Origin of the sequence: Micromonospora sp. NPDC048170, from assembly GCF_040652795.1 — a bacterium.
In the GTDB taxonomy this organism is placed as follows: Bacteria; Actinomycetota; Actinomycetes; order Mycobacteriales; family Micromonosporaceae; genus Micromonospora.
On record NZ_JBEZMR010000019.1, the window covers coordinates 21162 to 46326 of the forward strand.

General features: G+C 74.8%; 2 protein-coding genes. Both read left to right on the plus strand.

The annotated features are described in order from the left end of the window. Nucleotides 1-32 precede the first annotated feature (32 nt). The gene (locus AB0D32_RS21920) at nucleotides 33-14156 is read left to right on the plus strand and encodes a type I polyketide synthase (protein ID WP_357093040.1); all 14124 of its coding nucleotides are present in this window, start codon (nucleotides 33-35) and stop codon (nucleotides 14154-14156) included. A gap of 47 nt (nucleotides 14157-14203) precedes the next feature. Continuing rightward, complete coding sequence (locus tag AB0D32_RS21925; protein WP_357093043.1) at nucleotides 14204-25159, plus strand: type I polyketide synthase; 10956 nt, start codon at nucleotides 14204-14206, stop codon at nucleotides 25157-25159. Nucleotides 25160-25165: the final 6 nt, after the last annotated feature.

Sequence of the window (25165 nt, forward strand, 5' to 3'; positions counted from 1 at the left end):
GACATCGGCATGCCGAGTGAGGTAGGTCCACGGTGAGCAACGAGGACGAGAAGTACGTCGAGTACCTGAAGCGTACGACCTCGGAGCTGCGGCGTACCCGGCGGCGGCTGCGCGAGCTGGAGGCCCGGGACTCCGAGCCCATCGCCATCGTGGCGATGAGCTGCCGCTACCCGGGCGGGGTCGACAGCCCCGAGGCGCTGTGGCAGCTCGTCCGCGACGGCGGCGACGGGATCGGGCCGTTCCCCGCCGACCGGGGCTGGGACCTGGACCGCCTCTTCCACCCCGACCCCGACCACCCGGGCACCAGCTACGTGACCGAGGGCGGCTTCGTCTACGCCGCCGCCGACTTCGACGCCGACCTGTTCGGCATCTCGCCCCGCGAGGCCGTCGCCATGGACCCGCAGCAGCGGCTGCTGCTGGAGACCTCCTGGGAGGCGTTCGAGCGGGCCGGGCTGCCGCTGCCGGCGGTACGGGGCAGCCGTACCGGCGTCTTCGTCGGCGCGTCGTCGCACGGCTACGACGGCATGATGGCGCAGGCCGAGAACGGCGAGGGGCACCTGCTCACCGGCAACGCCACCAGCGTCATCTCCGGCCGTGTCGCGTACACCCTCGGGCTGGAGGGGCCGGCGGTCACCGTCGACACCGCCTGCTCGTCCTCGCTGGTCGCCATCCACCTGGCCGCGCAGGCACTGCGCAACGGCGACTGCGAACTGGCCCTCGCCGGCGGCGTGACGGTGATGCCCACCCCGGCGGTCTTCGTCGGGTTCAGCCGGCAGCGTGGCCTCGCTGCCGACGGCCGGTGCAAGGCGTTCGCCGCCGGCGCGGACGGCACCTCCTGGTCCGAGGGCATCGGCATGCTGCTGCTCACCCGCCTCTCCGACGCCGAGCGCCACGGCTACCCTGTGCTCGCCGTGGTGCGGGGCAGCGCGGTGAACCAGGACGGCGCGTCCAACGGCCTCAGCGCCCCGCACGGCCCCTCCCAGATCCGGGTCATCCGCCAGGCCCTGGACAATGCCCGGCTCACCCCCGAGCAGGTGGACGTGGTGGAGGCGCACGGCACCGGCACCCGGCTCGGTGACCCGATCGAGGCGCAGGCGTTGCTGGCGACGTACGGGCAGGACCGGGACGAGCCGCTGCTGTTGGGGTCGGTGAAGTCGAACATCGGTCACACGCAGGCTGCTGCCGGGGTGGCTGGTGTGATCAAGATGGTGATGGCGATGCGGCACGGTGTCGTGCCGCCGACCCTGCACGTCGACGCGCCGTCCCCGCACATCGACTGGGCCGCCGGGGCGGTCACCCTCGCCACCGCCCCCACCCCGTGGCCCACGGTGGACCGCCCGCGCCGGGCCGCGGTGTCGTCGTTCGGGGTGTCCGGCACCAACGCGCACACCATCATCGAGCAGGCCCCGGCGCCGGCCGAAGCCGAAGCCGAGCCGACCGTGCCGGCGGACCGCACGGTGACCCCGGTGCTGCTCTCCGCCCGGTCGGACGCCGCGCTCGCCGCGCAGGCCGGCCGCTGGGCGGCCTGGCTCGCCGCCGACGAGAGCCTGCGCCCGCTGGACGTGGCCTTCTCGTCGGTCACCTCCCGGTCCGCCCTGGAGCACCGGGCCGTGGTGTCGGCCACCGGCCGCGACGACCTGCTGGCCGGGCTGCGCGCCCTCGCCACCGGGGAACCGACCGGCAACGTGCTCGCCGGTGCCGGGTCGCCGCGCGGGCAGCTCGCGGTGCTCTTCTCGGGTCAGGGTGCGCAGCGCGCCGGCATGGGCCGGGAGTTGTACGCGGAGTTCCCCGTCTTCGCCGCCGCGCTCGACGCGGTGTGTGGGTACCTGGATCGGGCCCTGCCGCGTCCGCTGCGGGAGGTGTTGTTCGCCGTCGAGGGTTCGCCCGAGGCCGGGTTGCTGGATCAGACGGTGTTCACGCAGGCTGGTCTGTTCGCGGTCGAGGTGGCGTTGTTCCGTCTCGTAGAGTCGTTCGGGGTGATGCCGGAGTTCGTGGGTGGTCACTCGATCGGTGAGGTCACGGCTGCGCATGTGGCGGGGGTGTTGTCCCTGGAGCATGCCTGTGCGTTGGTGGCGGCGCGGGGCCGGTTGATGCAGGCGTTGCCGGCTGGTGGCGGGATGCTGGCCGTGGCGGCTGCCGAGGCGGACGTGCTGGCCACGCTGGACGGTCTGGCGGACCGGGTGGGGATCGCGGCGGTGAACGGCCCGACCTCGGTGGTCGTCTCTGGTGACGTGGCGGCGCTGGACGAGGTCGAGCGGATCTGGCGGGAGCGGGGTGCGCGGATCCGCCGGCTTACGGTCAGCCACGCGTTCCACAGCCCGCTGATGGAGCCCATGCTCGGCAGGTTCCGTGCGGTGCTCGACCGGCTCACGTTCGCCGCGCCGTCGCTGCCGGTGGTGTCGAACGTGACCGGGGCGTTCGCCGACGCCGACGAGATCCGTACCGCCGACTACTGGGTGCGGCACGTCCGCGAGGCGGTCCGTTTCGCGGATGGGGTCACCGCGCTGAAGGCCGCCGGGGCGGACACGTTCCTGGAGGTCGGGCCGCGCAGCGTACTGACCGCGATGACCGGGGACATCCTGCCCGACTCCGGGCGGGTCCTCGCCGTCGCCGCGCAGCGCGGGGACCGACCCGAGCCGCAGGCACTGCTGGGCGCGTTGGCCGAGCTGCACGTGCACGGGGTGCCGGTGACCTGGCAGTCGTGGTTCGCCGACACCGGCGCCGGGCGGGTCGACCTGCCCACGTACGCGTTCCAGCACCAGCGTTACTGGCCCGAGCTCGGCGGCACCGCCGTACCGGCCGCGCCGACCGACGTTGCCGAGGGGGACTTCTGGGCGGCGGTGGAGCGCGGCGACCTGACCGAGGTCGCCTCCCACCTGGCCGTGCAGGACGACCCGGCGGCGGTCGAGGCCCTCGCCCCGGCCGTGCCGGTGCTGTCGTCGTGGCGGCGGGCCCGGCAACGCGACGCCGTGGTGGACGGCTGGTCCTACCGGGTCGACTGGGAGCCCGTACGCCCCGCCGCCGCGTCGGCGCTGACCGGCCGCTGGCTGGTCGTCACCACCGACACCGACGCCGGGGTGGCCGGGACGCTGGCCGGCGCGGGCGCCCACGTCGACACCGTCACCGTCGCCCCCGGCGTCGGCCGCGCGGAGCTGACCGAGCTGCTGCGCCGACAGGGCGACCAGGGCTGGACCGGAGTGCTCTGCGTGCTGCCCGAGGGCGACCGGGCGTTGCCGGACGCCCCGGCCGTCTCCGTCGGCGCCGCGCTGCTGCTCACCCTCACCCAGGCGCTCGCCGACGCCGGCCTGCCCGGCCGGCTATGGTGCCTCACCCGCGGCGCCGTCTCCGTGGGCGGCGGCGAGACCGTCGCCGACCCGTGGCCCGCCCTGGCCTGGGGACTGGGCCGGGTCGTCGCCCTCGAACAGCCGGACCGCTGGGGCGGCCTGGTCGACCTGCCCGCCCGCGTCGACCGGAACACCGGGGACGCGCTGCTCGCCGTCCTCGCCGACACCGGTCACGACCAGGTGGCGATCCGCCCGCAGGGGATCCTCGGCCGGCGGCTCGTGCCGTCCTCGGCGCCCGCCGGTTCGGGTTGGCGGCCGTCCGGCACGGTGCTGGTGACCGGCGGTACGGGTGCGTTGGGTCGGCACGTGGCCCGGTGGTTGTTGGGCAACGGAGCCGAGCAGGTGGTGCTCGCCTCGCGGCGGGGCCCCGATGCGCCGGGTGCGGCGGAGCTGGTGGACGAGTTGGGTGCGGTGCGGGTGGTGGCCTGTGACGTCACCGACCGGGAGGCGGTCACCGGCCTCGTCGCCGAACTGCCCGGGCTGACCGCCGTCGTGCACACCGCCGGGGTGGTCGACGACGGTGTCCTCGACGGCCTCGACCTGACCCGGATGCAGACCGTCCTCGACGGCAAGGTCCGCGCCGCCCGGGTGCTGCACGACGCCACCGCCGGCCGCGACCTTGACGCGTTCGTGCTCTTCTCCTCCCTCGCCGGGGTCATCGGCAGCGCCGGGCAGGGCAACTACGCGGCGGCCAACGCGTACCTCGACGCCTTCGCGGCCTGGCGACGCGGCCAGGGCCTCCCCAGCACCGCCATCGCCTGGGGCGCGTGGGCCGAGGACGGCATGGCCGCGGCGACGGCCGCGCTGACCGCCCGGCTCGCCCGGGGCGGGATCAACCCGCTCCCCGTCGCCGAGGCGGTCACCGCCCTGGGCCGGCTGGTCAACGCCACCGAACCGGCGGTCACCGTCGCCGACGTCGACTGGGGACGCCTCGCCGCCTCCTGGGGTCGGCCGACCCCGCTGATCGCCGCCCTGCCCGGGGTGCCCGCCGTGCCGACCGGCCCCGTCCGCGCCGTGGTGGTCGGCCGGTCCCTGCCGCAGCTCGCCGACCTCGTCCGCACCCAGGCCGCAGTGGTGCTCGGCTACCCGGCCGGCCAGCCGCTGCCCGAGCGCACCTTCCGCGACCTCGGCTTCGACTCGCTCACCGCCGTCGAGCTGCGCAACCGGCTGACCGCCGAGACCGGCATGACCCTGCCCGCCACGCTGGCCTTCGACCACCCCACGGTCGCCGAGCTCGCCGCCCACCTGCACGGGCTCACCGCCGGCCACGCCACCAGCGAGGTGGTCGCCGACGGCACGGGCCGCGACCGGGAGCCGATCGCCATCGTCGCGATGAGCTGCCGGTTCCCCGGCGGGGTCGCCTCACCGGAGCAACTGTGGGACCTCGTCGCCACCGGCACCGACGCCATGAGCCTGATGCCCGGAGAGCGCGGCTGGAACCTCGCCGAGCTGTACCACCCCGACCCCGAGCACCTCGGCACCAGCTACGTACGCGAGGGCGGCTTCGTCGCCGGGGCCGGCGAGTTCGATCCCGCCTTCTTCGGCATCAGCCCCCGCGAAGCCCTCGCCATGGACCCCCAGCAGCGGCTGCTGCTGGAAACCACCTGGGAGGCGTTCGAGCGGGCCCGGATCGACCCGACCGCGCTGCGCGGCAGCCGCACCGGCGTGTACGTCGGCACCAACGGCCAGGACTACGGTTCGCTGCTGATGGCCGCCGGCGACGTCGACGAGAACTACCTCGCCACCGGCACCTCCGCCAGCGTCATCTCCGGTCGGCTGGCGTACACCTTCGGGCTGCACGGCCCGGCCGTCACCGTCGACACCGCCTGCTCCTCCTCGCTGGTCGCGATGCACCTTGCCGCGCAGGCCCTCCAGGCGGGGGAGTGCGACCTCGCCCTGGCCGGCGGCGCCACCGTGATGGCCACCCCCGGGATCTTCGTCGGCTTCTCCCGGCAGCGTGGCCTCGCCGCCGACGGCCGGTGCAAGCCGTTCGCCGGGGCCGCCGACGGCACCGGTTGGGGCGAGGGCGTCGGCCTGCTGGTGCTCCAGCGGCTCTCCGACGCGCGCCGCGACGGCAACCCCGTCCTCGCCGTTCTACGTGGCAGCGCCGTCAACCAGGACGGCGCCTCCAACGGCCTCACCGCACCCAACGGCCCCGCCCAGCAGCGGGTGATCCGGCAGGCCCTGGCCAACGCGGGGCTCACCGCCGAGCAGGTGGACGTGGTGGAGGCGCACGGCACGGGCACCACACTGGGCGATCCGATCGAGGCGCAGGCGCTGCTGGCGACGTACGGGAAGGACCGTCCGGCCGACCGGCCGCTGTGGCTGGGGTCGATCAAGTCGAACATCGGTCACACGCAGGCCGCCGCTGGTGTGGCCGGGGTGATGAAGATGGTTCTCGCGATGCGGCACGGGGTGCTGCCGCCGACCCTGCACGTGGACGAGCCCACCCCGCACGTCGACTGGGGCACCGGCAACGTCGAACTGCTCACCTCGGCACACCCCTGGGAACCGGCCGACGGCATCCGCCGCGCCGCGGTGTCCTCGTTCGGGATCAGCGGCACCAACGTGCACACCATCCTCGAACAGGCCCCCGCCGACGAGCCCGAGCCGGCAGCCACCACCGGGCCCACCGGGGAACTGCCCTGGGTGCTGTCCGGGCGTACCGTCGACGCCCTCACCGCCCGCACCCACGACCTGCGCGCCCACCTCGACACCGCCGCCGACGAGGAACTCGCCGACGTCAGCTGGTCGCTGGCCGCCACCCGCGCCTCCCACGACCACCGGGCCGTCGTCTTCGCCACCGGCCGGGACGACCTGGCCGCCGCTCTCGACGCGCTCGCCGCCGGCCGGCCCACCCCGCAGACCGTCACCCGGGTTCCCGGCACACCGGGCGAGGTGGCCTTCGTCTTCCCCGGCCAGGGATCGCAGTGGATCGGCATGGCCGCCGAACTCCTCGACACCGCACCGGTCTTCGCCGCGAAGTTCGCCACCTGCCACGAGGCGCTGCGCCCGTACGTCGACTGGTCGCTGACCGACGTCGTACGCGGCGCCCCCGACGCCCCGTCACTGGAACGGGTCGACGTCGTCCAGCCCACCCTGTTCGCGGTCAGCGTCTCGCTCGCCGCCCTCTGGGAGTCGTACGGGGTCCGCCCGTCCGCCGTCGTCGGCCACTCCCAGGGCGAGATCGCCGCCGCACACGTCGCCGGGGGCCTCACCCTGGACGACGCGGCGGCCGTGGTCGCGCTGCGCAGCCGGATCATCGCCGGCATCGCCGGGGACGGCGGCATGGTCTCGGTCGCCACCACCGCCGACGAGGTCACCGGGACGATCACCCGCTGGGCCGGCCGGATCGCCCTGGCCGCCGTCAACGGACCCACCTCGGTCGTGGTCTCCGGCGACGGCGCGGCCCTCGACGAGCTGGTCGCCCACTACGAGTCCCGCGAGGTGCGGGTGCGCCGCATCCCGGTGGACTACGCCTCCCACTCCGCCCACGTCGAGCAGCTGCGCGAGCAACTCCTGGAGCTGCTCGCCGGGCTGCGGCCCCGCACCGGCGAGGTCCGGTTCCGCTCCACGGTGGAGGGGGACTGGCTCGACACCGCCGCCCTCGACGCCGACTACTGGTACCGCAACCTGCGGCAGACCGTCCGCTTCGACGACGCGGTGCGTAGCCTCGTCGCCGCCGGCTACCGGACATTCGTCGAGGTCAGCGCCCACCCGGTGCTGACCATGGCCGTGCAGGAGAGCGTCGAACTGGCCGCCGCCGACCCGGACGGGGTCACCGTCACCGGCAGCCTCCGCCGCGGCGAGGGCGGCCTCGGCCGCTTCCTGCGCGCCCTGGCCGAGGTCTACGCCGGGGGTACGCCGGTGGACTGGCGGCCCGCGTTCGCCGGCCTCGCCGGGCGTCGCCGGGACCTGCCCACCTACCCGTTCCAGCGGCAGCTCTACTGGCCGCAGCCGTCCGCCACGCCCGCCCCGGCCGCCGGCACCGCCCAACCGGTGGAGGACGACGAGGTCGACGCCCGCTTCTGGGCGGCCGTGGAGGCGGAGGACCTGGCCGCGCTGACCGCCGAACTTGCCGGCACGACCGAGTCGGAGCCCGTGCCGGACACGGCCTTCGCCGACGTGCTGCCGGTGCTCGCCGCCTGGCGTCGCCGGCACCGCGACCAGGCCACCGTGGACTCCTGGCGTTACCGGGACAGCTGGACGCCGATCGCCGTCGACGGCCCCGCCGTCACCGGCACCTGGTGGCTGGTCACCGGCCCCGACGGCACCGCCGCGGCCGAGGTCGCCTTCTGCCGGGAGACGCTGGAACGGCACGGCGCCGCCGTCGTACCGCTGGTGCTGGACGCCGAGCGCACGGACCGCGAGGCGCTCGGCGCCCGGCTGCGCGAGCTGGCCGGCGGCACCCCGGTCGCCGGGATCGTGTCGCTGCTGCCGCTCGACGAGACGCCGGCCCCGGCGTACCCGTCGGTGCCGGTCGGCTTCGCCGGCACCGTGACCCTGGTGCAGGCGCTCGGCGACACCGGCGTCCGCGCCCCGCTGTGGTGCCTCACCCGGGGCGCCGTCGCCACCGGCCCGGCCGACCCGCTGCCGCACCCGTTGCAGCAGCTCACCTGGGGCTTCGGCCGGGTCGCCGCACTGGAGCACCCGGACCGCTGGGGCGGCCTGGTCGACCTCCCCGACGAGCTGGACGACGCGGCCGGCCGCCGGCTGGTCGGCGTCCTCACCGGCGTCGACGGGGAGGACCAGGTCGCGCTGCGGTGGGCGGGCGCGTTCGGCCGACGCCTGCTGCACGCCCCGCTCGGTGCCGTGCCCGCCGCCCGTTCCTGGCGGCCCTCCGGCACCGCCCTGGTCACCGGTGGTACCGGCGCGCTCGGCGGGCACATGGCCCGCTGGCTCGCCGCCAACGGCGCCGCGCACCTGGTGCTGATCAGCCGGCGCGGCCGGCAGGCCGAGGGCATCGCCGACCTCGAGGCCGAGCTGGTCGGGCTGGGCGCCCGGGTGACCGTCGCCGCCTGCGACGCCGCCGACCGGTCGGCGCTCGCCGCCGTCCTCGCCGACCTGCCGTCCGAGCATCCGTTGACCACCGTGGTGCACACCGCCGCCGTGCTCGACGACTCGGTGATCAACTCGTTGAGCCTGGAGCAGGTCGACTACGCGCTCGGCGCGAAGGTCACGGCCGCGCTGAACCTGCACGAGCTGACCCGCGAGGCGGACCTCGACGCGTTCATCCTGTTCTCGTCGATGGCCGGCACCGTCGGCAGCTCGGGCGTGGGCAACTACGCCCCCGGCAACGCGTTCCTCAACGCCCTCGCCGAGCACCGGCGGGCCCTCGGCCTGCCCGCCACCTCGATCGGCTGGGGCGCCTGGGGCGGCGGCGGCATGGCCGACGGCGAGTTCGGCCAGATGCTGCACCGCCACGGCGCGCCCGAGATGCCCCCGCGGCTGGCCGTCGCGGCCCTGCACCAGGCCGTCGAGCACGACGAGACGTTCCTGACCATCTCGAACATCGCCTGGGACCGGTTCTTCGTCGCGTTCACCGCCACCCGGCCCGGGCCGCTGATCTCCGAGATCCCGCAGGCACAGCGGTTGCAGGCCACCAAGGGCCTCGTCGAGGCGAAGGAGGCCGACGAGGCCGGCCCGGCGGCGGCGTTCACCCGGATGAGCGCCGTCGAGCGCCAGCAGTCGCTGCTCGACCTGGTCCGCGACCAGGCGGCCACGGTCCTCAAGTACGCCGACGGCCAGGCGGTGGACCCGAACCACGCGTTCCGGGACCTCGGCTTCGACTCGGTGACCGCGGTGGAGCTGCGTAACCGGCTCGCCACCGCCACCGGGCTGCGGCTGCCCGTGACCCTGGTCTTCGACTACCCGTCGTCGACCGCGCTCGCCCGGCACCTGCACGAGGAGTTGGGCGGCGGGGCCACCGCGGCGGTGGAGACCGCCCCGGTGACGCTCAGTGACGACGAGCCGGTGGCCATCGTCGCCATGTCCTGCCGCTTCCCCGGCGGGGCGAACGACCCCGAGCGGTTCTGGCAGATGCTGCACGCCGGCCGCGACGCGGTGTCCGACCTACCCGGCGATCGGGGTTGGGACGTCGAGCGGCTCTACGACCCCGACCCCTATTCCACCGGCACCTCCTACGTCCGCAGCGGCGCCTTCCTCTACGAGGCGGCGGAGTTTGATGCCGGTTTCTTCGGTATTTCGCCGCGTGAGGCTCTGGCGATGGATCCCCAGCAGCGGTTGTTGCTGGAGGTTTCGTGGGAGGCGTTGGAGCGGGCAGGGGTTGATCCGGGGGTCTTGCGGGGTTCGCGAACAGGGGTGTTCGTGGGCACGAATGGTCAGGACTATGGGGCCCTGTTGATGGTGGCTGGGGACGAGGTGGAGGGGTTCGCGGGGACGGGGAACGCCGCGAGTGTGGTGTCGGGTCGGGTGGCGTACGCGTTGGGGTTGGAGGGGCCGGCGGTGTCGGTGGACACGGCGTGTTCGTCGTCGTTGGTGGCGTTGCACCTGGCGGTGCAGTCGCTGCGGCGCGGCGAGTGCGACCTGGCCTTCGCCGGTGGTGTGACGGTGATGGCGACGCCGGGCTTGTTCGTGGAGTTCTCCCGGCAGCGTGGTCTGGCCGCCGACGGTCGGTGCAAGGCGTTCGCGGCGGGGGCGGACGGTACGGGTTGGGGTGAGGGTGTCGGGGTGCTGCTGGTGGAGCGGCTGTCGGACGCGCGGCGTAATGGTCATGAGGTTCTGGCGGTGGTGCGGGGTAGTGCGGTCAACCAGGATGGTGCGTCGAACGGTCTGACGGCGCCGAACGGTCCGTCGCAGCAGCGGGTGATCCGGCAGGCGTTGGCGTCGGCGCGGCTGTCCACGGCCGACGTGGACGTGGTGGAGGCGCACGGCACCGGCACGACGCTCGGCGACCCGATCGAGGCGCAGGCGCTGCTCGCGACGTACGGGCAGGACCGGGACGAGCCGCTGCTGCTGGGGTCGGTGAAGTCGAACATCGGGCACACCCAGGCCGCCGCCGGTGTCGCCGGTGTGATCAAGATGGTGCTGGCGATGCGCGAGGGCGTGGTCCCCGCGACGCTGCACGTGGACGAGCCGTCCCCGCACATCGACTGGACGTCCGGCGCGGTGGAGTTGGCGACGGAGTCGCGCCCGTGGCCGGCCGTCGATCGGCCCCGCCGGGCCGCCGTGTCGTCGTTCGGCATCAGCGGGACCAACGCCCACGTCATCATCGAGCTGGCCGGGGACCCGTCCGCCGAGAGCGCGGAGCCCGACGCCGAGGCCGGTGCCGACCGTGGTCCGGGGCTCGTGGGCGCGGATGCCGTGCTCTGGCCCCTGTCCGCGCGGTCCCGGGCGGCCCTCGCCGGTCAGGCCGCCCGACTGGCCCGTCACGTCCGTCAGCAGCAGGAGGATCTGGACCCGGCCGCCGTGGCCTGGTCCCTCGCCACCACCCGGTCGGTGTTCGACCAGCGGGCCGCCGTGGTCGGTGCCGATGTCGGTGAGTTGCTGGCGGGGTTGGATGCTCTGGTGGCCGGTTCGCCGGCGGGCAACGTTGTCACGGGCGTGGTGTCCGGTCATGGTGCGGGTCCGGTGTTCGTGTTCCCGGGTCAGGGTGCGCAGTCGGCGGGGATGGCGGCTGGTCTGGTGGGTCGTACGCCGGTGTTTGACGCGAAGCTGGCCGAGTGCCAGCGGGCTCTCGCGCCGTACCTGGATGTGGATCTGGTGTCGGTGTTGACCGGCGATGACGAGTCGTGGTTGGCGCGGGTGGAGGTCGTGCAGCCGGTGCTGTGGGCCGTGGGCATTGCCCTGGCGGCCGTGTGGCAGCACGCCGGAGTGAACCCGGCGGCGGTGATCGGTCACTCGCAGGGTGAGATCGGTGCCGCCTGTGTCGCCGGGATCCTGTCCCTGGAGGACGCGGCGAAGGCGGTGGCATTGCGGTCGCGGGCGCTGACCGTGCTACGGGGCACGGGGACGATGGCGTCGGTCGACCTGTCCGCTGACGCGGTGACGCAGCGGCTCGCCGCGTTCCCGGGTGTCGGGGTGGCGGCGGTGAACGGTCCGTCGACGGTGGTGGTGTCGGGTCCGCCGCAGCCAGTGACTGATTTGGTGGAGTCCTGCCAGGCCGACGGAATTCGGGCGCGGTTGATTCCGGTGGACTACGCCTCCCATTCGGCGGCCGTCGAGCAGGTGGCCGAGCAGTTGCGTTCGGACCTGGCCGACGTGACCCCGCGGGCCGGTCACACCCGCCTCGTCTCCACCCTGACCGGGGACTGGGTCGACCCGGCCTCGATGACCGCGGACTACTGGTACGACAACCTGCGCCGGACCGTGCGGTTCGACGCCGCCGTCCGGGTGGCGGTCGCCGCCGGGCACACCACGTTCGTGGAGATCTCTCCGCATCCGGTGTTGACGATGCCGGTGACGGCGATCCTCGACGACACCGGGGTCACCGGCCACACGTTGAACAGCCTGCGTCGGGGTGACGACGACCCGACCCGGTTGCTGACGAACCTGGCCACCGCGCACACCATCGGGCTGCCCGTCGACCTGACCACGGTTTTCGCCGGGACCGACACCGTCGGCCTGCCCACCTACGCCTTCGACCGGGACCGGTTCTGGCCGACCGCGGCGGCCGGGCAGGGCGGTGCCGAGGAGACCCCGAGCGGCGTCGACTCCGCGTTCTGGGCGGCCGTCGAACGGGAGGACCTGGCCGCGCTCGCGGAACTCACCGAACAGGACGCGACGGAGTCGCTGGAACGGCTGGGCGCGGCCCTACCGGTGCTCGCCTCCTGGCGGCGACAGCAGCGGCAGCGGTCCACCCAGGACGACCTGGCCTACCGCAGCGTGTGGCAGCCGTACACCGGGACACCGGTCAGCTTCCTGCCCGGCGCCTGGTGGGTCGTCGCCGATGAGCGGCACCCGGAGGAGGGCGAGGCCGCGGTCGTCGAGCTGACCCGCCGGGGCGCCGACGTCCGACTGGTGCTGCTGCCCGAGAACCTGACCGACCGGGCCACCCTCGCCGAGCACCTGACCGGCGCCACCCACACCGCCGACGGCGGGCGGGCCCCGGTGAACGGGGTGCTGTCACTGCTCGCCCTCGCCGACGGCGCGGTCGACGACACCCAGCCGGTGCCGCCCTTCCTCGCCCGGTCGCTCGCGCTGATCCAGGCGCTCGGCGACCTCGACGTCGCCGCGCCGCTGTGGTGCGTCACCCGGGGGGCCGCCGGCACCACCCGGGACGCGACGCCCGGTCGACCGGAGCAGTCGCTGCTCTGGGGACTCGGCCGGGTCGTGGCCCTGGAACACCCCGAGCGGTGGGGCGGCCTGGTCGACGTTCCGGCCACCCTGGACGACCACGGCTGGGATCTGCTCTGCGCCGCGCTCGCCGGCCTCGACGGCGAGGACCAGCTCGCGGTCGACGGCGCCACCATCCTGGTACGCCGACTGGTGCGCGCACCCGGCGGTGACGCGGCCACCGACGAGGCCGGCTACCCGGGCACGACGCTGGTGACCGGCGGCACCGGCGCGCTCGGCGCGGAGGTGGCCCGCTGGCTGGCCGCCCGGGGCGCCGAGCACCTGATGCTGGTCAGCCGGCGCGGCGCGGACGCCCCCGGCGCCACCGAGCTGGTCCGGGAGCTGACCGGGGCGGGCAGCCGGGTGACCGTCGCGGCCTGCGACGTGGCCGACCGGGCGGCGCTGGCCAAGCTGCTCGACGAGGTACCCGCCGACGCGCCGCTGACCAGCGTGGTGCACGCGGCCGGCGTGCTGGAGGACGGCGTGCTCGACGGGCTCACCGCCGACCGGCTCGCCACCGTCCTGCGACCCAAGGTGCTCGGTGCCCTGCACCTGCACGAGCTGACCATCGGGCGGGAACTGCGCGCGTTCGTGCTGTTCTCCGCGATGGCCGGCCAGCTCGGTGCCGCCGGGCAGGGCAGCTACGCCGCCGCCAACGCCTACCTCGACGCGCTTGCCGAGCAGCGGCACCGGCAGGGCCAGCCGGCCACCTCGATCGCCTGGGGCCCCTGGGCGGCCGGCGGGATGGCCGCCACCGACCAGGCCGTGGAGGAGCGCCGCCGCCGCACCGGCGTGGCCCGCCTCGACACGGAGCCCGCGCTCACGGCGCTCGCCCGGTGCGTGGCGGGCGGCGAGCCGGCGACGATGGTGGCCGGCATCGACTGGTCCCGGTACGTGCCCGGGTTCGTCGCCGTCCGGCCCAGCCCGCTCATCGCGGGCGTGGCCGAGGCGCGGCGGGCCGCCGCCGAGCGGGCCGAGGACGCCGGCGTGTCCGCGGAGTCGCTGGCCGCCCTGCTCGCCGGGCAGACCGACGCCGAACGGCGACGGACCCTGCTGGAGCTGGTACGCGCACAGGCCGCCGCCGTGCTCGGACACGCCTCGATGGACGCCGTGGAGCCGGACCGGGCGTTCCGGGAACTCGGCTTCGACTCGCTGACCGCCGTGGAACTGCGCAACCGGCTCACCGCGGCGACCGGCGTCCGGCTGCCCGCCACGGTGGTCTTCGACTACCCGACCGCCGCCGGGCTGGCCGAGTACGTACGGGCCGCGATCGTCGACGGCGGGGTGGTCGGGGTCGCACCGGTCTTCGGCGAGCTGGACAGGTTGGAAGCGGCGCTCTCCGGCTCGGCACCGGACCGGAGCGCCCGAATTCGGATCACCGAGCGGCTGCGGACGCTGCTGGCCTCCCTCAACGAGGCCGACGCGCCGGCGGACGGCGACACCGTCGCCGAGAAGCTCCAGGACGCGACGCCGGATGAGGTCTTCGACTTCATCGACCGCGAGCTGGGGATGTCCTGACGTGATCGCTGCTGCGACGACGGGTCAACACAAGGAGTGCGCGGTCCATGGCTGACGAGGCGAAGCTTCTCGACTACCTCAAGCGGGTCACCGCTGACCTGCACCAGGTGCGGCAGCGCCTGCGCGAGGTGGAGGCCGGTGAACAGGAACCGGTCGCCATCGTCTCCATGAGCTGCCGCTTCCCCGGCGGCGTGCGGTCGCCGGAGGACCTGTGGGAGGTGGTCGCGTCCGGTCGGGACGTGGTCTCCGACTTCCCCGAGGACCGCGGCTGGGACCTCGGGTCGCTCTACGACAGCGACCCGGAGCAGTCCGGCACGTCGTACACGCGGCAGGGTGGCTTCGTCCACGAGCTGGCCGACTTCGACCCGGGCTTCTTCGCGATATCCCCCCGCGAGGCGCTGGCGATGGACCCGCAGCAGCGCTGGCTGCTGGAGACCTCGTGGGAGGCCATCGAGCGGGCCGGCATCGACCCGCACTCGCTGCGCGGCAGCCGCACCGGCGTCTTCGCCGGCAGCACCGGGCAGGACTACGGCACCGTGCTGATGGGTGCCGCGCAGGGCCTGGAAGGGCACCTGATGACCGGCAACGCCGGCAGCGTCGTCTCCGGCCGGATCGCCTACACCTTCGGGCTGGAGGGGCCGGCGGTCACCATCGACACCGCCTGCTCGTCGTCCCTGGTCGCCCTGCACCTCGCGGGGCAGGCGCTGCGGCAGCGGGAGTGCACGCTGGCCATCGTCGCCGGGGTCACCGCCATGTGCACCCCGGCCGCCTTCGTCGAGTTCTCCCGGCAGCGCGGCCTGGCCGCCGACGGCCGGTGCAAGGCGTTCGCCGCCGCCGCCGACGGGACCGGCTGGTCCGAGGGCGTCGGCGTTCTGCTGCTGGAACGGCTGTCGGACGCGCAGCGCAACGGCCACCCGATCCTCGCCGTGGTGCGGGGCAGCGCGGTGAACCAGGACGGCGCGTCCAACGGCCTGAGCGCCCCGAACGGGCCGTCGCAGCAGCGGGTGATCCAGCAGGCCCTGGCCAACGCCGGCCTCGCCGCCGGTGGCGTGGACGTGGTGGAGGCGCACGGCACCGGCACCCGGCTCGGTGACCCGATCGAGGCGCAGGCGCTGCTGGCGACGTACGGGCAGGATCGGGGCGGGTCGGCGCCGTTGCTGTTGGGGTCGGTGAAGTCGAACATCGGTCACGCCCAGGCTGCCGCCGGGGTGGCTGGTGTGATCAAGATGGTGATGGCGATGCGGCACGGTGTCGTGCCGCCGACCCTGCACGTCGACGAACCGACCCCCGAGGTCGACTGGTCGGCCGGCGACGTCTCGCTGGTGACGGAGGCGACGCCGTGGCCGGCGGCGGGCAGGCCGCGCCGCTCGGCGGTCTCCTCGTTCGGAGTGTCCGGCACCAACGCGCACACCATCCTGGAGCAGGCCCCGGCGCCGCAGCAGTCCCCGTCGGCCGCCGCGCCGGTGGTCGAGCGGCCGGTCGTGCCGGTGCCGGTGTCGGCCCGCGACGCCGCCGGTCTCGCCGCGCAGGCGGGTCGCTGGGCGGCCCGGCTGGTCGCCGACGAGAGCCTGCGCCCGCTGGACGTGGCCTTCTCGTCGGTCACCTCCCGGTCCGCTCTCGACCACCGGGCCGTGGTGTCGGCCACCGGCCGCGACGACCTGCTGGCCGGGCTGCGGGCACTGGCCGCCGGGGAACCGTCGGGCGCGGTCGTCGCCGGCCAGGCCGGCGGCCGGGGATCGCTGGCGGTGCTCTTCTCCGGTCAGGGCGCGCAGCGCGCCGGCATGGGCCGGGAGTTGTACGGGGAATTCCCCGTCTTCGCCGCCGCCCTCGACGACGTGTGCGCGCAGCTCGATCCGCTGCTGCCGCGCCCGCTGCGGGAGGTGCTGTTCGCCGAGCCGGGCACGGTCGAGGCCGGGTTGCTGGATCAGACGGTGTTCACGCAGGCGGGGCTGTTCGCGGTCGAGGTGGCGTTGTTCCGTCTCGTCGAGTCGTTCGGGGTGATGCCGGAGTTCGTGGGTGGTCACTCGATCGGTGAGGTCACGGCTGCGCACGTGGCGGGGGTGTTGTCCCTGGGCGACGCGGCGGCGTTGGTGGCGGCGCGGGGCCGGTTGATGCAGGCGTTGCCGGCTGGTGGTGGGATGCTGGCTGTGGCGGCTGCCGAGGCGGACGTGCTGGCCACGCTGGAGCCTCTGGCGGGCCGGGTGGGGATCGCGGCGGTGAACGGGCCGACCTCGGTGGTCGTCTCCGGTACCGCTGACGCCCTGGACGAGGTCGAGCGGATCTGGCGGGAGCGGGGTGCGCGGACCCGCCGGCTCACGGTCAGCCACGCGTTCCACAGCCCGCTGATGGAGCCCATGCTCGACGAGTTCCGGGCCGTCCTGGACGGGTTGGCGTACTCCGCGCCGTCGCTGCCGATCGTGTCGAACGTGACCGGGACGCTGGCCGACGGCGACGAGATCCGTACCGCCGACTACTGGGTGCGGCATGTCCGCGAGGCGGTCCGCTTCGCGGATGGGATCGCCGCGCTGAAGGCCGCCGGGGCGGACACGTTCCTGGAGGTCGGGCCGCGAAGCGTACTGACCGCGATGACCGGGGACATCCTGCCCGACTCCGGGCGGGTCCTCGCCGTCGCCGCGCAGCGCGGGGACCGACCCGAGCCGCAGGCACTGCTGGGCGCGTTGGCCGAGCTGCACGTGCACGGGGTGCCGGTGACCTGGCAGTTGTGGTTCGCCGACACCGGCGCCGGGCGGGTCGACCTGCCCACGTACGCGTTCCAGCACCAGCGCTACTGGCCCGAGGCGGGGGCCGGGTGGACCGGCGACGTCACCGCGGTCGGCCTGCGGCCCGCGCGACACCCCCTGCTCGGGGCCGCCGTCGGCGTCGCGCACGCCGAGGGCTTCCTGTTCACCGGCCGGCTGGCCCGGCGTACCCATCCGTGGATCTCCGACCACGTCGTCTTCGACACCGTGCTGCTGCCCGGCACGGGCTTCGTCGAACTCGCCCTCCAGGCCGGCGCGCACGTCGGCGCGGACCACGTCCGCGAACTCACCCTCGAATCGCCGCTGATCCTGCCGGAGACCGGGGGAGTGGACATCCAGCTCTGGATCGGCCCGGCGGACGAAACCGGCTGCCGGTCCGTGTCGCTGCACTCCGCCGAGGACGGCGAGCCGGCCGAGGGCGCCGGCGAGCGGGCCTGGACCCGCAACGCCAGCGGTGTGCTGGCCAGCGGCCCCGCCGAGCCGGGCAGCCCCACCGGCTGGTCCGAGCTGACCGCCTGGCCGCCGCCGGGCGCGACCGAGGTCGGCACCGACGACCTGTACCTGAACCTCGCCGCGCAGGGCTACGACTACGGGCCGTCGTTCATCGCGCTGCGCTCCGCCTGGCGGCGCGGCGACGACCTTTTCGCCGAGCTGGCGCTGCCGGAGGCCCCCGCCGCCGAGGCAAGCGGGTACGGCCTGCACCCGGCCCTGCTCGACGCGGCGCTGCACACCCTCGGCCTGGCCACGCCCGCCGGGGAGCCGTCCGGGGCGGACATGCCCCCCGGGTACGGTCGGCTGCCGTTCTCCTGGAACGACGTCACCCTGCACGGCGCCGGGGCTGCGGCAGCCCGGGTCAGGGTCTCGCACACCGGCACCGACAGCATCTCGCTGCTGCTCGCCGACGTCACCGGCGCGCCGATCATCTCCGTCGGCTCCCTCGTCCTGCGGCCGGTCTCGGCCGACCAGCTCAGGACCGCCGGGGGCGGCGGCACCGAGTCGCTGTTCCGGGTCGAGTGGGCCCCGCTCGCCCTGCCCGCCGGCCCGTCGACCGTCGACTGGGCCGTGCTCGGCGACGCGGCGGCACTCACCGACGCGGTCGCCGCCACCGGTACGGCCGTGGCCGCGTACGCCGACCTGACCGCCCTGGCCGCCGCGACGGACGAGGGAACGGACGCGCCCGGCGTGCTGGTCGTGCCGTTGCTCGACCCGCCCGGGTCGGCGGACGTGCCGCGTGCCGTCGCCGAGGCGACCCACCGGGCGCTCGCCGTGCTCCAGCAGTTCCTCGCCGACGACCGGTACGCGGCCTCCCGGCTGGTCGTGCTGACCCGGGGTGCGGTCGTCACCGACCGGGACACCGACCTGACCGACCTGGCCGGTGCCGCCGTGATCGGCCTGCTCCGCTCCGCCCAGTCGGAGAACCCCGACCGGTTCGTGCTGGTCGACGTCGACGACGTGGCCGGCTGCGCCGCCGCGCTCGTCCCGGCCCTGGCGACCGACGAGCCACAGGTGGTGATCCGCGCGGGCGTCGCCGCCGGCGCCCGGCTCACCCGGGTCCCCGCCGTGGCCGATCCGCCGGCCGCCCCGTTCGACGGGGAAGGGACCGTCCTGATCACCGGCGCCACCGGCACCCTCGGCCAGCTGATGAGCCGGCACCTCGTGACCACGTACGGCGTGCGGCACCTCATCCTCACCAGCCGGCGCGGCCGGGCGGCCGGGGGCGTCGCCGAACTCTGCACCGACCTGGAGGCGCTCGGCGCGACCGTCACCGTCGCCGCCTGCGACGTCGCCGACCGGGCCGCCGTGGCCGAACTGCTGGCAGCCATCCCGGCGGAGCACCCGCTCACCGCCGTCATCCACGCCGCCGGCGTCCGCGACGACGGGGTCATCTCCTCGCTCACCCCCGAGCGGATGGACGGCGTGCTCCGGCCCAAGGTCGACGCCGCCTGGAACCTGCACGAGCTGACCGCCGACCTGGACCTGAAGGCGTTCGTCTCGTACTCCTCGCTCGCCGCCACCGCGGGCGGCCCGGGCCAGGGCAACTACGCCGCCGCCAACGCGTTCCTCGACGGCCTGGCCCAGCACCGCAGGGCGCGTGGCCTCGCCGCGCTCACCCTCGCCTGGGGCCTCTGGGCCGACCGCAGCGGCATGACCACCGAGCTGGACGACGTCCACCTCAACCGGATCTCCCGCTCCGGCGTCGCCGCCATGGAGGCCGAGGAGGGGCTCGCCCTCTTCGACGCGGCCTGCCGCACCACCGACGCCGCGCTCGTCCCGGCCCGGCTGGACCTCGCCGCGATGAAGGTGCAGTTCGCCGGCGGCACCATCCCGCCGCTGTACCGGGCGCTGATCCGCATGCCCGCCCGCGCCGCCGCAGCCACCACCGGCGCGTCCCTGGTCCAGCAGCTCGCCGCGCTCGGCGATACCGACCGGGTCGCCGCGCTGGTCGAGATCGTCCGGGGCCAGGCAGCCGCCGTGCTCGGCTACCCCGACCCGACAGCCATCGAACCGCGCCGGGCGTTCAGCGAGTTCGGCTTCGACTCGCTCACCGCCGTCGAGATGCGCAACCGGCTCAACAACGCCTTCGGGATGCGGCTGCCGGCCACCCTCGTCTTCGACTACCCGACCCCGCACGACCTGGCCGCCTTCCTGGGTACGGAGATCGCCGGCACCCCGGTTCCCGTGCGGCCCACGACCACCACCGTGCCGGTCGGCGACGACGAGCCCCTCGCCATCATCGGCATGGCCTGCCGGCTGCCCGGCGGCGTGTGGTCGCCCGACGACCTGTGGCGGCTGGTGGTCGACGGCGTCGACGCCATCACCGACCTGCCCACCGACCGGGGCTGGGACCTCGACTCCCTCTACAGCCCCGACCCCGACGCCCCCGGCACCTTCTACGCCCGGGGCGGCGGCTTCCTCACCGGCGTCGACCGGTTCGACCCCGGCTTCTTCGGCATCTCGCCCCGCGAGGCCCTGGCCATGGACCCGCAGCAGCGGCTCCTGCTGGAGACCACCTGGGAGTCCTTCGAGTCTGCCGGCATCGACCCGACCGCCGTACGGGGCAGCAGCACCGGCGTGTTCGTCGGCACCAGCGGCCAGGACTACGGCTCGCTGCTCGCGTACTCGCCGGAGGCCGCCGAGGGCTACATGCTGACCGGGATGACCAGCAGCGTCATCTCCGGGCGGGTGGCGTACACGTTCGGGCTGGAGGGGCCGGCGGTGTCGCTCGACACGGCCTGCTCGTCGTCCCTCGTGGCGCTGCACTGGGCCGGCCAGGCGCTGCGGCGCGGCGAGTGCGACATGGCTCTCGCGGGCGGCGTGATGGTGATGGCCACCCCGACGGCGTTCGTCGAGTTCTCCCGGCAGCGCGGCCTCGCCGCCGACGGCCGGTGCAAGTCGTTCGCCGCGTCCGCCGACGGCACCGGCTGGTCCGAGGGCGTCGGCATGCTGCTCGTGCAGCGGCTCTCCGACGCCCGACGGCAGGGCCGCACCGTCTACGCGGTGGTGCGCGGCTCGGCGATCAACCAGGACGGGGCCTCGAACGGGCTGACCGCCCCGAACGGCCCGTCGCAGCAGCGGGTGATCCGGCAGGCCCTCGCCTCGGCGCGACTCTCCACCGCCGACGTGGACGTGGTCGAGGCGCACGGCACGGGCACCACCCTCGGCGACCCGATCGAGGCGCAGGCCCTGCTCGCCACGTACGGGCGGGAGCGGCCGGCCGACCGGCCCCTGCTGCTCGGCTCGATCAAGTCGAACATCGGCCACGCGCAGGCCGCCGCCGGCGTCGCCGGTGTGATCAAGATGGTGCAGGCCATCCGGCACGGCGTGGTCCCGGCGACGCTGCACGTGGACGAGCCGTCCCCGCACATCGACTGGACCGCCGGTGCGGTCGAACTGGCGACGCGGTCGCGGCCCTGGCCGGCCGTGGACCGGCCCCGCCGGGCCGCCGTGTCGTCGTTCGGCATCTCCGGCACCAACGCCCACGTGATCATCGAGCAGGCCGACGAGCCGGTGGAGGTCGTCGCGCCGGCCGTGCCGGCCCCTGGTGTGGTGGTCTCGGACGTCGCGGTCTGGTCGCTGTCGGGGCGGTCGAAGGGCGCCCTCGCCGGTCAGGCGGCCCGCCTGGCGGAGTACGTGCGCGAGCGCGGCGAGGTCGACGCGGCGGCGGTGGGCTGGTCCCTCGCCGCCACCCGGTCGACGTTCGACCAGCGGGCAGCGGTGGTCGGGTCGAGCGCGGAAGAGTTGGTTGCGGGGTTGGATGCCCTGGCGGCGGGGGCGCCTGCCGGCAACGTCGTCGCCGGCACGGCCACGCCCCACGGCGCGGGCCCGTTGTTCGTGTTCCCGGGCCAGGGTGCGCAGTCGGCGCGGATGGCCGCCGGTCTGGTGGGTCGTACGCCGGTGTTCGACGCGAAGCTGGCGGAGTGCCAGCGGGCTCTCGCGCCGTACCTGGACGTGGACCTGGTGTCGGTGCTCACCGGTGACGACGAGTCGTGGCTGGAGCGGGTCGAGGTCGTGCAGCCGGTGCTGTGGGCCGTCGGCATGGCGCTGGCGGCCGTGTGGCAGCACACCGGCGTCACCCCGGCCGCCGTGGTCGGTCACTCGCAGGGCGAGATCGGCGCCGCGTGCGTGGCCGGGATCCTCAGTATCGAGGACGCGGCGAAGACTGTCGCGTTGCGGTCGCGGGCGCTGACGGTGCTGCGGGGCACCGGCACGATGGCGTCGATCGACCTGTCGGCCGAGGCGGTCGCCGAGCGTCTGCCGGCGTTCCCGGGTGTCGGGGTGGCTGCGGTCAACGGCCCGTCCACGGTGGTGGTGTCGGGTCCGCCGCAGCCGGTCGCCGACCTGGTCGAGGCGTGTCAGGTCGACGGGGTACGGGCCCGGTTGATCCCGGTGGACTACGCGTCGCACTCAGCGGCCGTTCAGGACGTCGCCGAGCAGCTCCGTGCGGACCTGGCCGATGTGAAGCCGCAGCCTGGTCACACCCGGCTGGTTTCCACGCTGACCGGTGACTGGGTCGACCCGACGTCGATGGACGCCGGCTACTGGTACGACAACCTGCGGCAGACGGTGCGGTTCGACCCGGCCGTGCGGGTGGCGGTGGCGGCCGGTCACACGACGTTCGTGGAGATCAGTCCGCACCCGGTGTTGACGATGCCGGTGACGGCGATCCTCGACGACGCCGGGGCCACGGGCCACACCCTGGGTAGCCTGCGTCGTGGCGACGACGACGCGACGCGGCTGCTGGCGAACCTCGCCACCGCCCACGCGATCGGCCTGCCCGTCGACCTGACGGCCGTACTGACCCACACCGACGCCGTCGCGCTGCCCACCTACGCCTTCGACCACCAGCGGTACTGGGTCGAGCCCCCGCTGCACCGGGCGCAGGACGTCAGTTCCGCCGGCCTCCAGGACGCCGGGCACCCGCTGCTCAGCGCCACGCTGACCTTCCCCGACAGCGAGCGGATGGTCTTCACCGGGCGGCTGTCGGTGCGTACGCACCCGTGGCTCGGCGAGCACCGGGTGATGGACAACATCCTGCTGCCCGGCACCGCCTTCGTGGAACTTGCCACGTACGCCGGTGAGCAGGCCGGCTGCCCGACGGTGGAGGAGCTGACCCTGCTCGCCCCGCTCGTCCTGCCCGAGCTCGGCGCCCTCCAGGTGCAGCTGCTGGTCGGCGACCGGGACGACGACGGCCGGCGCACCGTGCAGCTGTACTCCCGGCCCTACCGGGACGGCTCGGACGAGATCCTGGCCGACGTGGCCTGGACCTGCCACGCCACGGGCCTGCTCGGCCCGGAACCGGCCGGCCGCCCCGCGCCCGCCTTCGACCTGGGAGTGTGGCCGCCGCCCGGCGCGACGCGCGTCGAGGCCGACGACTTCTACTCGGGCATCGAGGCGACCGTCTTCGGGTACGGCCCGGCGTTCCGTGGCCTGCGCGCCGCGTGGACCCGCGACGACGAGGTCTTCGCCGAGGTCGAACTGCCCGCCGACCACCACGCCGAGGCCGGCCGCTTCGGGGTGCACCCGGCGCTGCTGGACGGCGCGTTGCAGGCCATGTCGATCGGCGGCTTCCTCGGCCGGATGGGTGACGGCGCCGACGCCACCGTGCCCCGTCTGCCGTTCGCCTGGACCGGGGTCTCGCTGCTCGCCGCCGGGGCCACCGCCCTGCGCGTGCGCGTCGCCGCGGCCGGCGAGGTCGGCGTCTCCTTCCAGGTCGCCGACGCCACCGGCGCCCCGGTGCTGCACGTCGACTCGCTGATCATGCGCCGGGTCGCCGGCGACTCGCTCGGCGCGGCCCGCTCCGGCCGGCACGAGTCGCTGTTCCAGGTGGACTGGCCGGTGCTGCCGGTGCCCACCGGCCCCGTGCCGGCGGCCACCCGCTGGGTGACGCTCGGCGACGACCTGGCCCTCAGCGCCGCCTGCGAGGCGGCCGGCGCCCGGGTGCGTACCGACGTCGACCTCGACTCGCTGGGCGACCTGCTCGCCGGGGGCGAGTCGACGCCCGAGGCGGTGATCGTCCCGGTCGGCGGTGTCGAGGACCCCACGGACCCGGCACTGGCCGGGCAGGCGCGGGCCACCGCGCACCGTACCCTCGCCGCGTTGCGGACCTGGCTCGCCGACGACCGGTTCGCCGACTCCCGGCTCGTGCTGGTGACCCGCGACGCGGTCGCGGCGGGGGAGCAGCAGGTGGTCGACCTGCGGCAGGCCCCGGTCTGGGGCCTGCTGCGCACGGCGCAGCTCGAACACCCTGGCCGGTGCCAGCTCGTCGACCTCGACGACGACCCGGACAGCGCCGCCACGCTGGCCGCCGCGATCGCCTCCGGCGAACCGCAGCTCGCCGTGCGGGCCGGACAGGTCCGCACCCCACGGCTCGGCCGGGTCCCGGCCGGGGTGGAGCCGCTGCCCGGCGGGATCGACCCCGACGGCACCGTGCTGATCACCGGCGGGACCGGCGTGCTGGGCCGCATCCTGGCCCGCCACCTCGCCACCACCCACGGCGTGCGGCACCTGCTGCTGGCCGGGCGGCGCGGCGCGGCGGCCGAGGGGATCGAGGACCTGGTCACCGAACTCGCCGGCACCGGTACGGAGGTGACCGTCGCGGCCTGCGACGCCGCCGACCCCGACGCGTTGTCGGCACTGCTGGCCGGGGTGCCCGCCGAGCACCCACTCACCGCCGTGGTGCACGCCGCCGGCGTCCTCGACGACGGTGTGCTGGAGTCGATGACCCCCGAACGGGTGGACGCGGTCGCCGTGCCGAAGATCGACGCCGCGTGGCACCTGCACCGCCTCACGGCCGACGCGGACCTCGCGGCCTTCGTCCTCTTCTCCTCGGCGGCGGCCACCCTCGGCAGCGCCGGCCAGTCCAACTACGCGGCGTCGAACGCCTTCCTCGACGCCCTCGCCGCGCACCGGCGGGCACGCGGACTCGCCGGCATCTCGCTCGCGTGGGGCCTGTGGGAACAGGCCAGCGGCATGACGGGCCACCTCGGCGACGACGACGTGCGGCGGATGGCCGAGCAGGGCGCTGCCGGGCTGGCCACCGAGCAGGCGTTGAACCTCTTCGACGCCGCGTGGCGGCTCGACGCGGCGGCCGTGGTGCCGATGCGCCTGGACGTCTCGACGCTGCGGGCGCAGGCGGAGGCCGGCACCCTCGCGCCGATGCTCCGGGCCCTGGTCCGGGCACCGCGGCGCTCGGTCGACGCCGCCGGCGCCCGCGCCGGTGGGGTGCAGCTCAGCCAGCGGCTCGCCGGCCTGGCCGGTCCGGAGCGGCTCAAGGTGGTGCTCGACGTGGTGCGGGCGAACATCGCCGCCGTCCTCGGCCACGCCGGCGGCGAGGCCGTCGACCCGAACCGGCTCTTCACCGACCTGGGCTTCGACTCGCTCACCGCGGTCGACCTGCGTAACCGGCTCAACGGCCTGTCCGGGCTGCGGCTGCCGGCGACGCTGGTCTTCGACTACCCGACGCCGACCGCGCTCGCCGAGAAGCTGACCAGCGAGATCGCCGCCGACGCGGCACCCTCCACGCAACCCATCTTCCAGGGCATCGACACGGTGGAGAGCCTGCTCACCGCCATCCCGCTCGACCCGGCGGCCCGGGCCCGGTTCACGGCCCGGGTGCAGGAGCTGCTCGCCAAGGCGTCCGACCTGGCGGCCGGGCCCGCCGCCGAGCCGGACCGGCCCGATCTCGACTCGGCCAGCGACGACGAGATCTTCGACTTCATCAGCAAAGAGTTTGGAATCTCCTGAGATGAC

Excerpts from the sequence above, each read along its gene's own strand:
- AB0D32_RS21925 (WP_357093043.1), top strand. The coding sequence starts at position 14,204 with ATGGCTGACGAGGCGAAGCTTCTCGACTACCTCAAGCGGGTCACCGCT.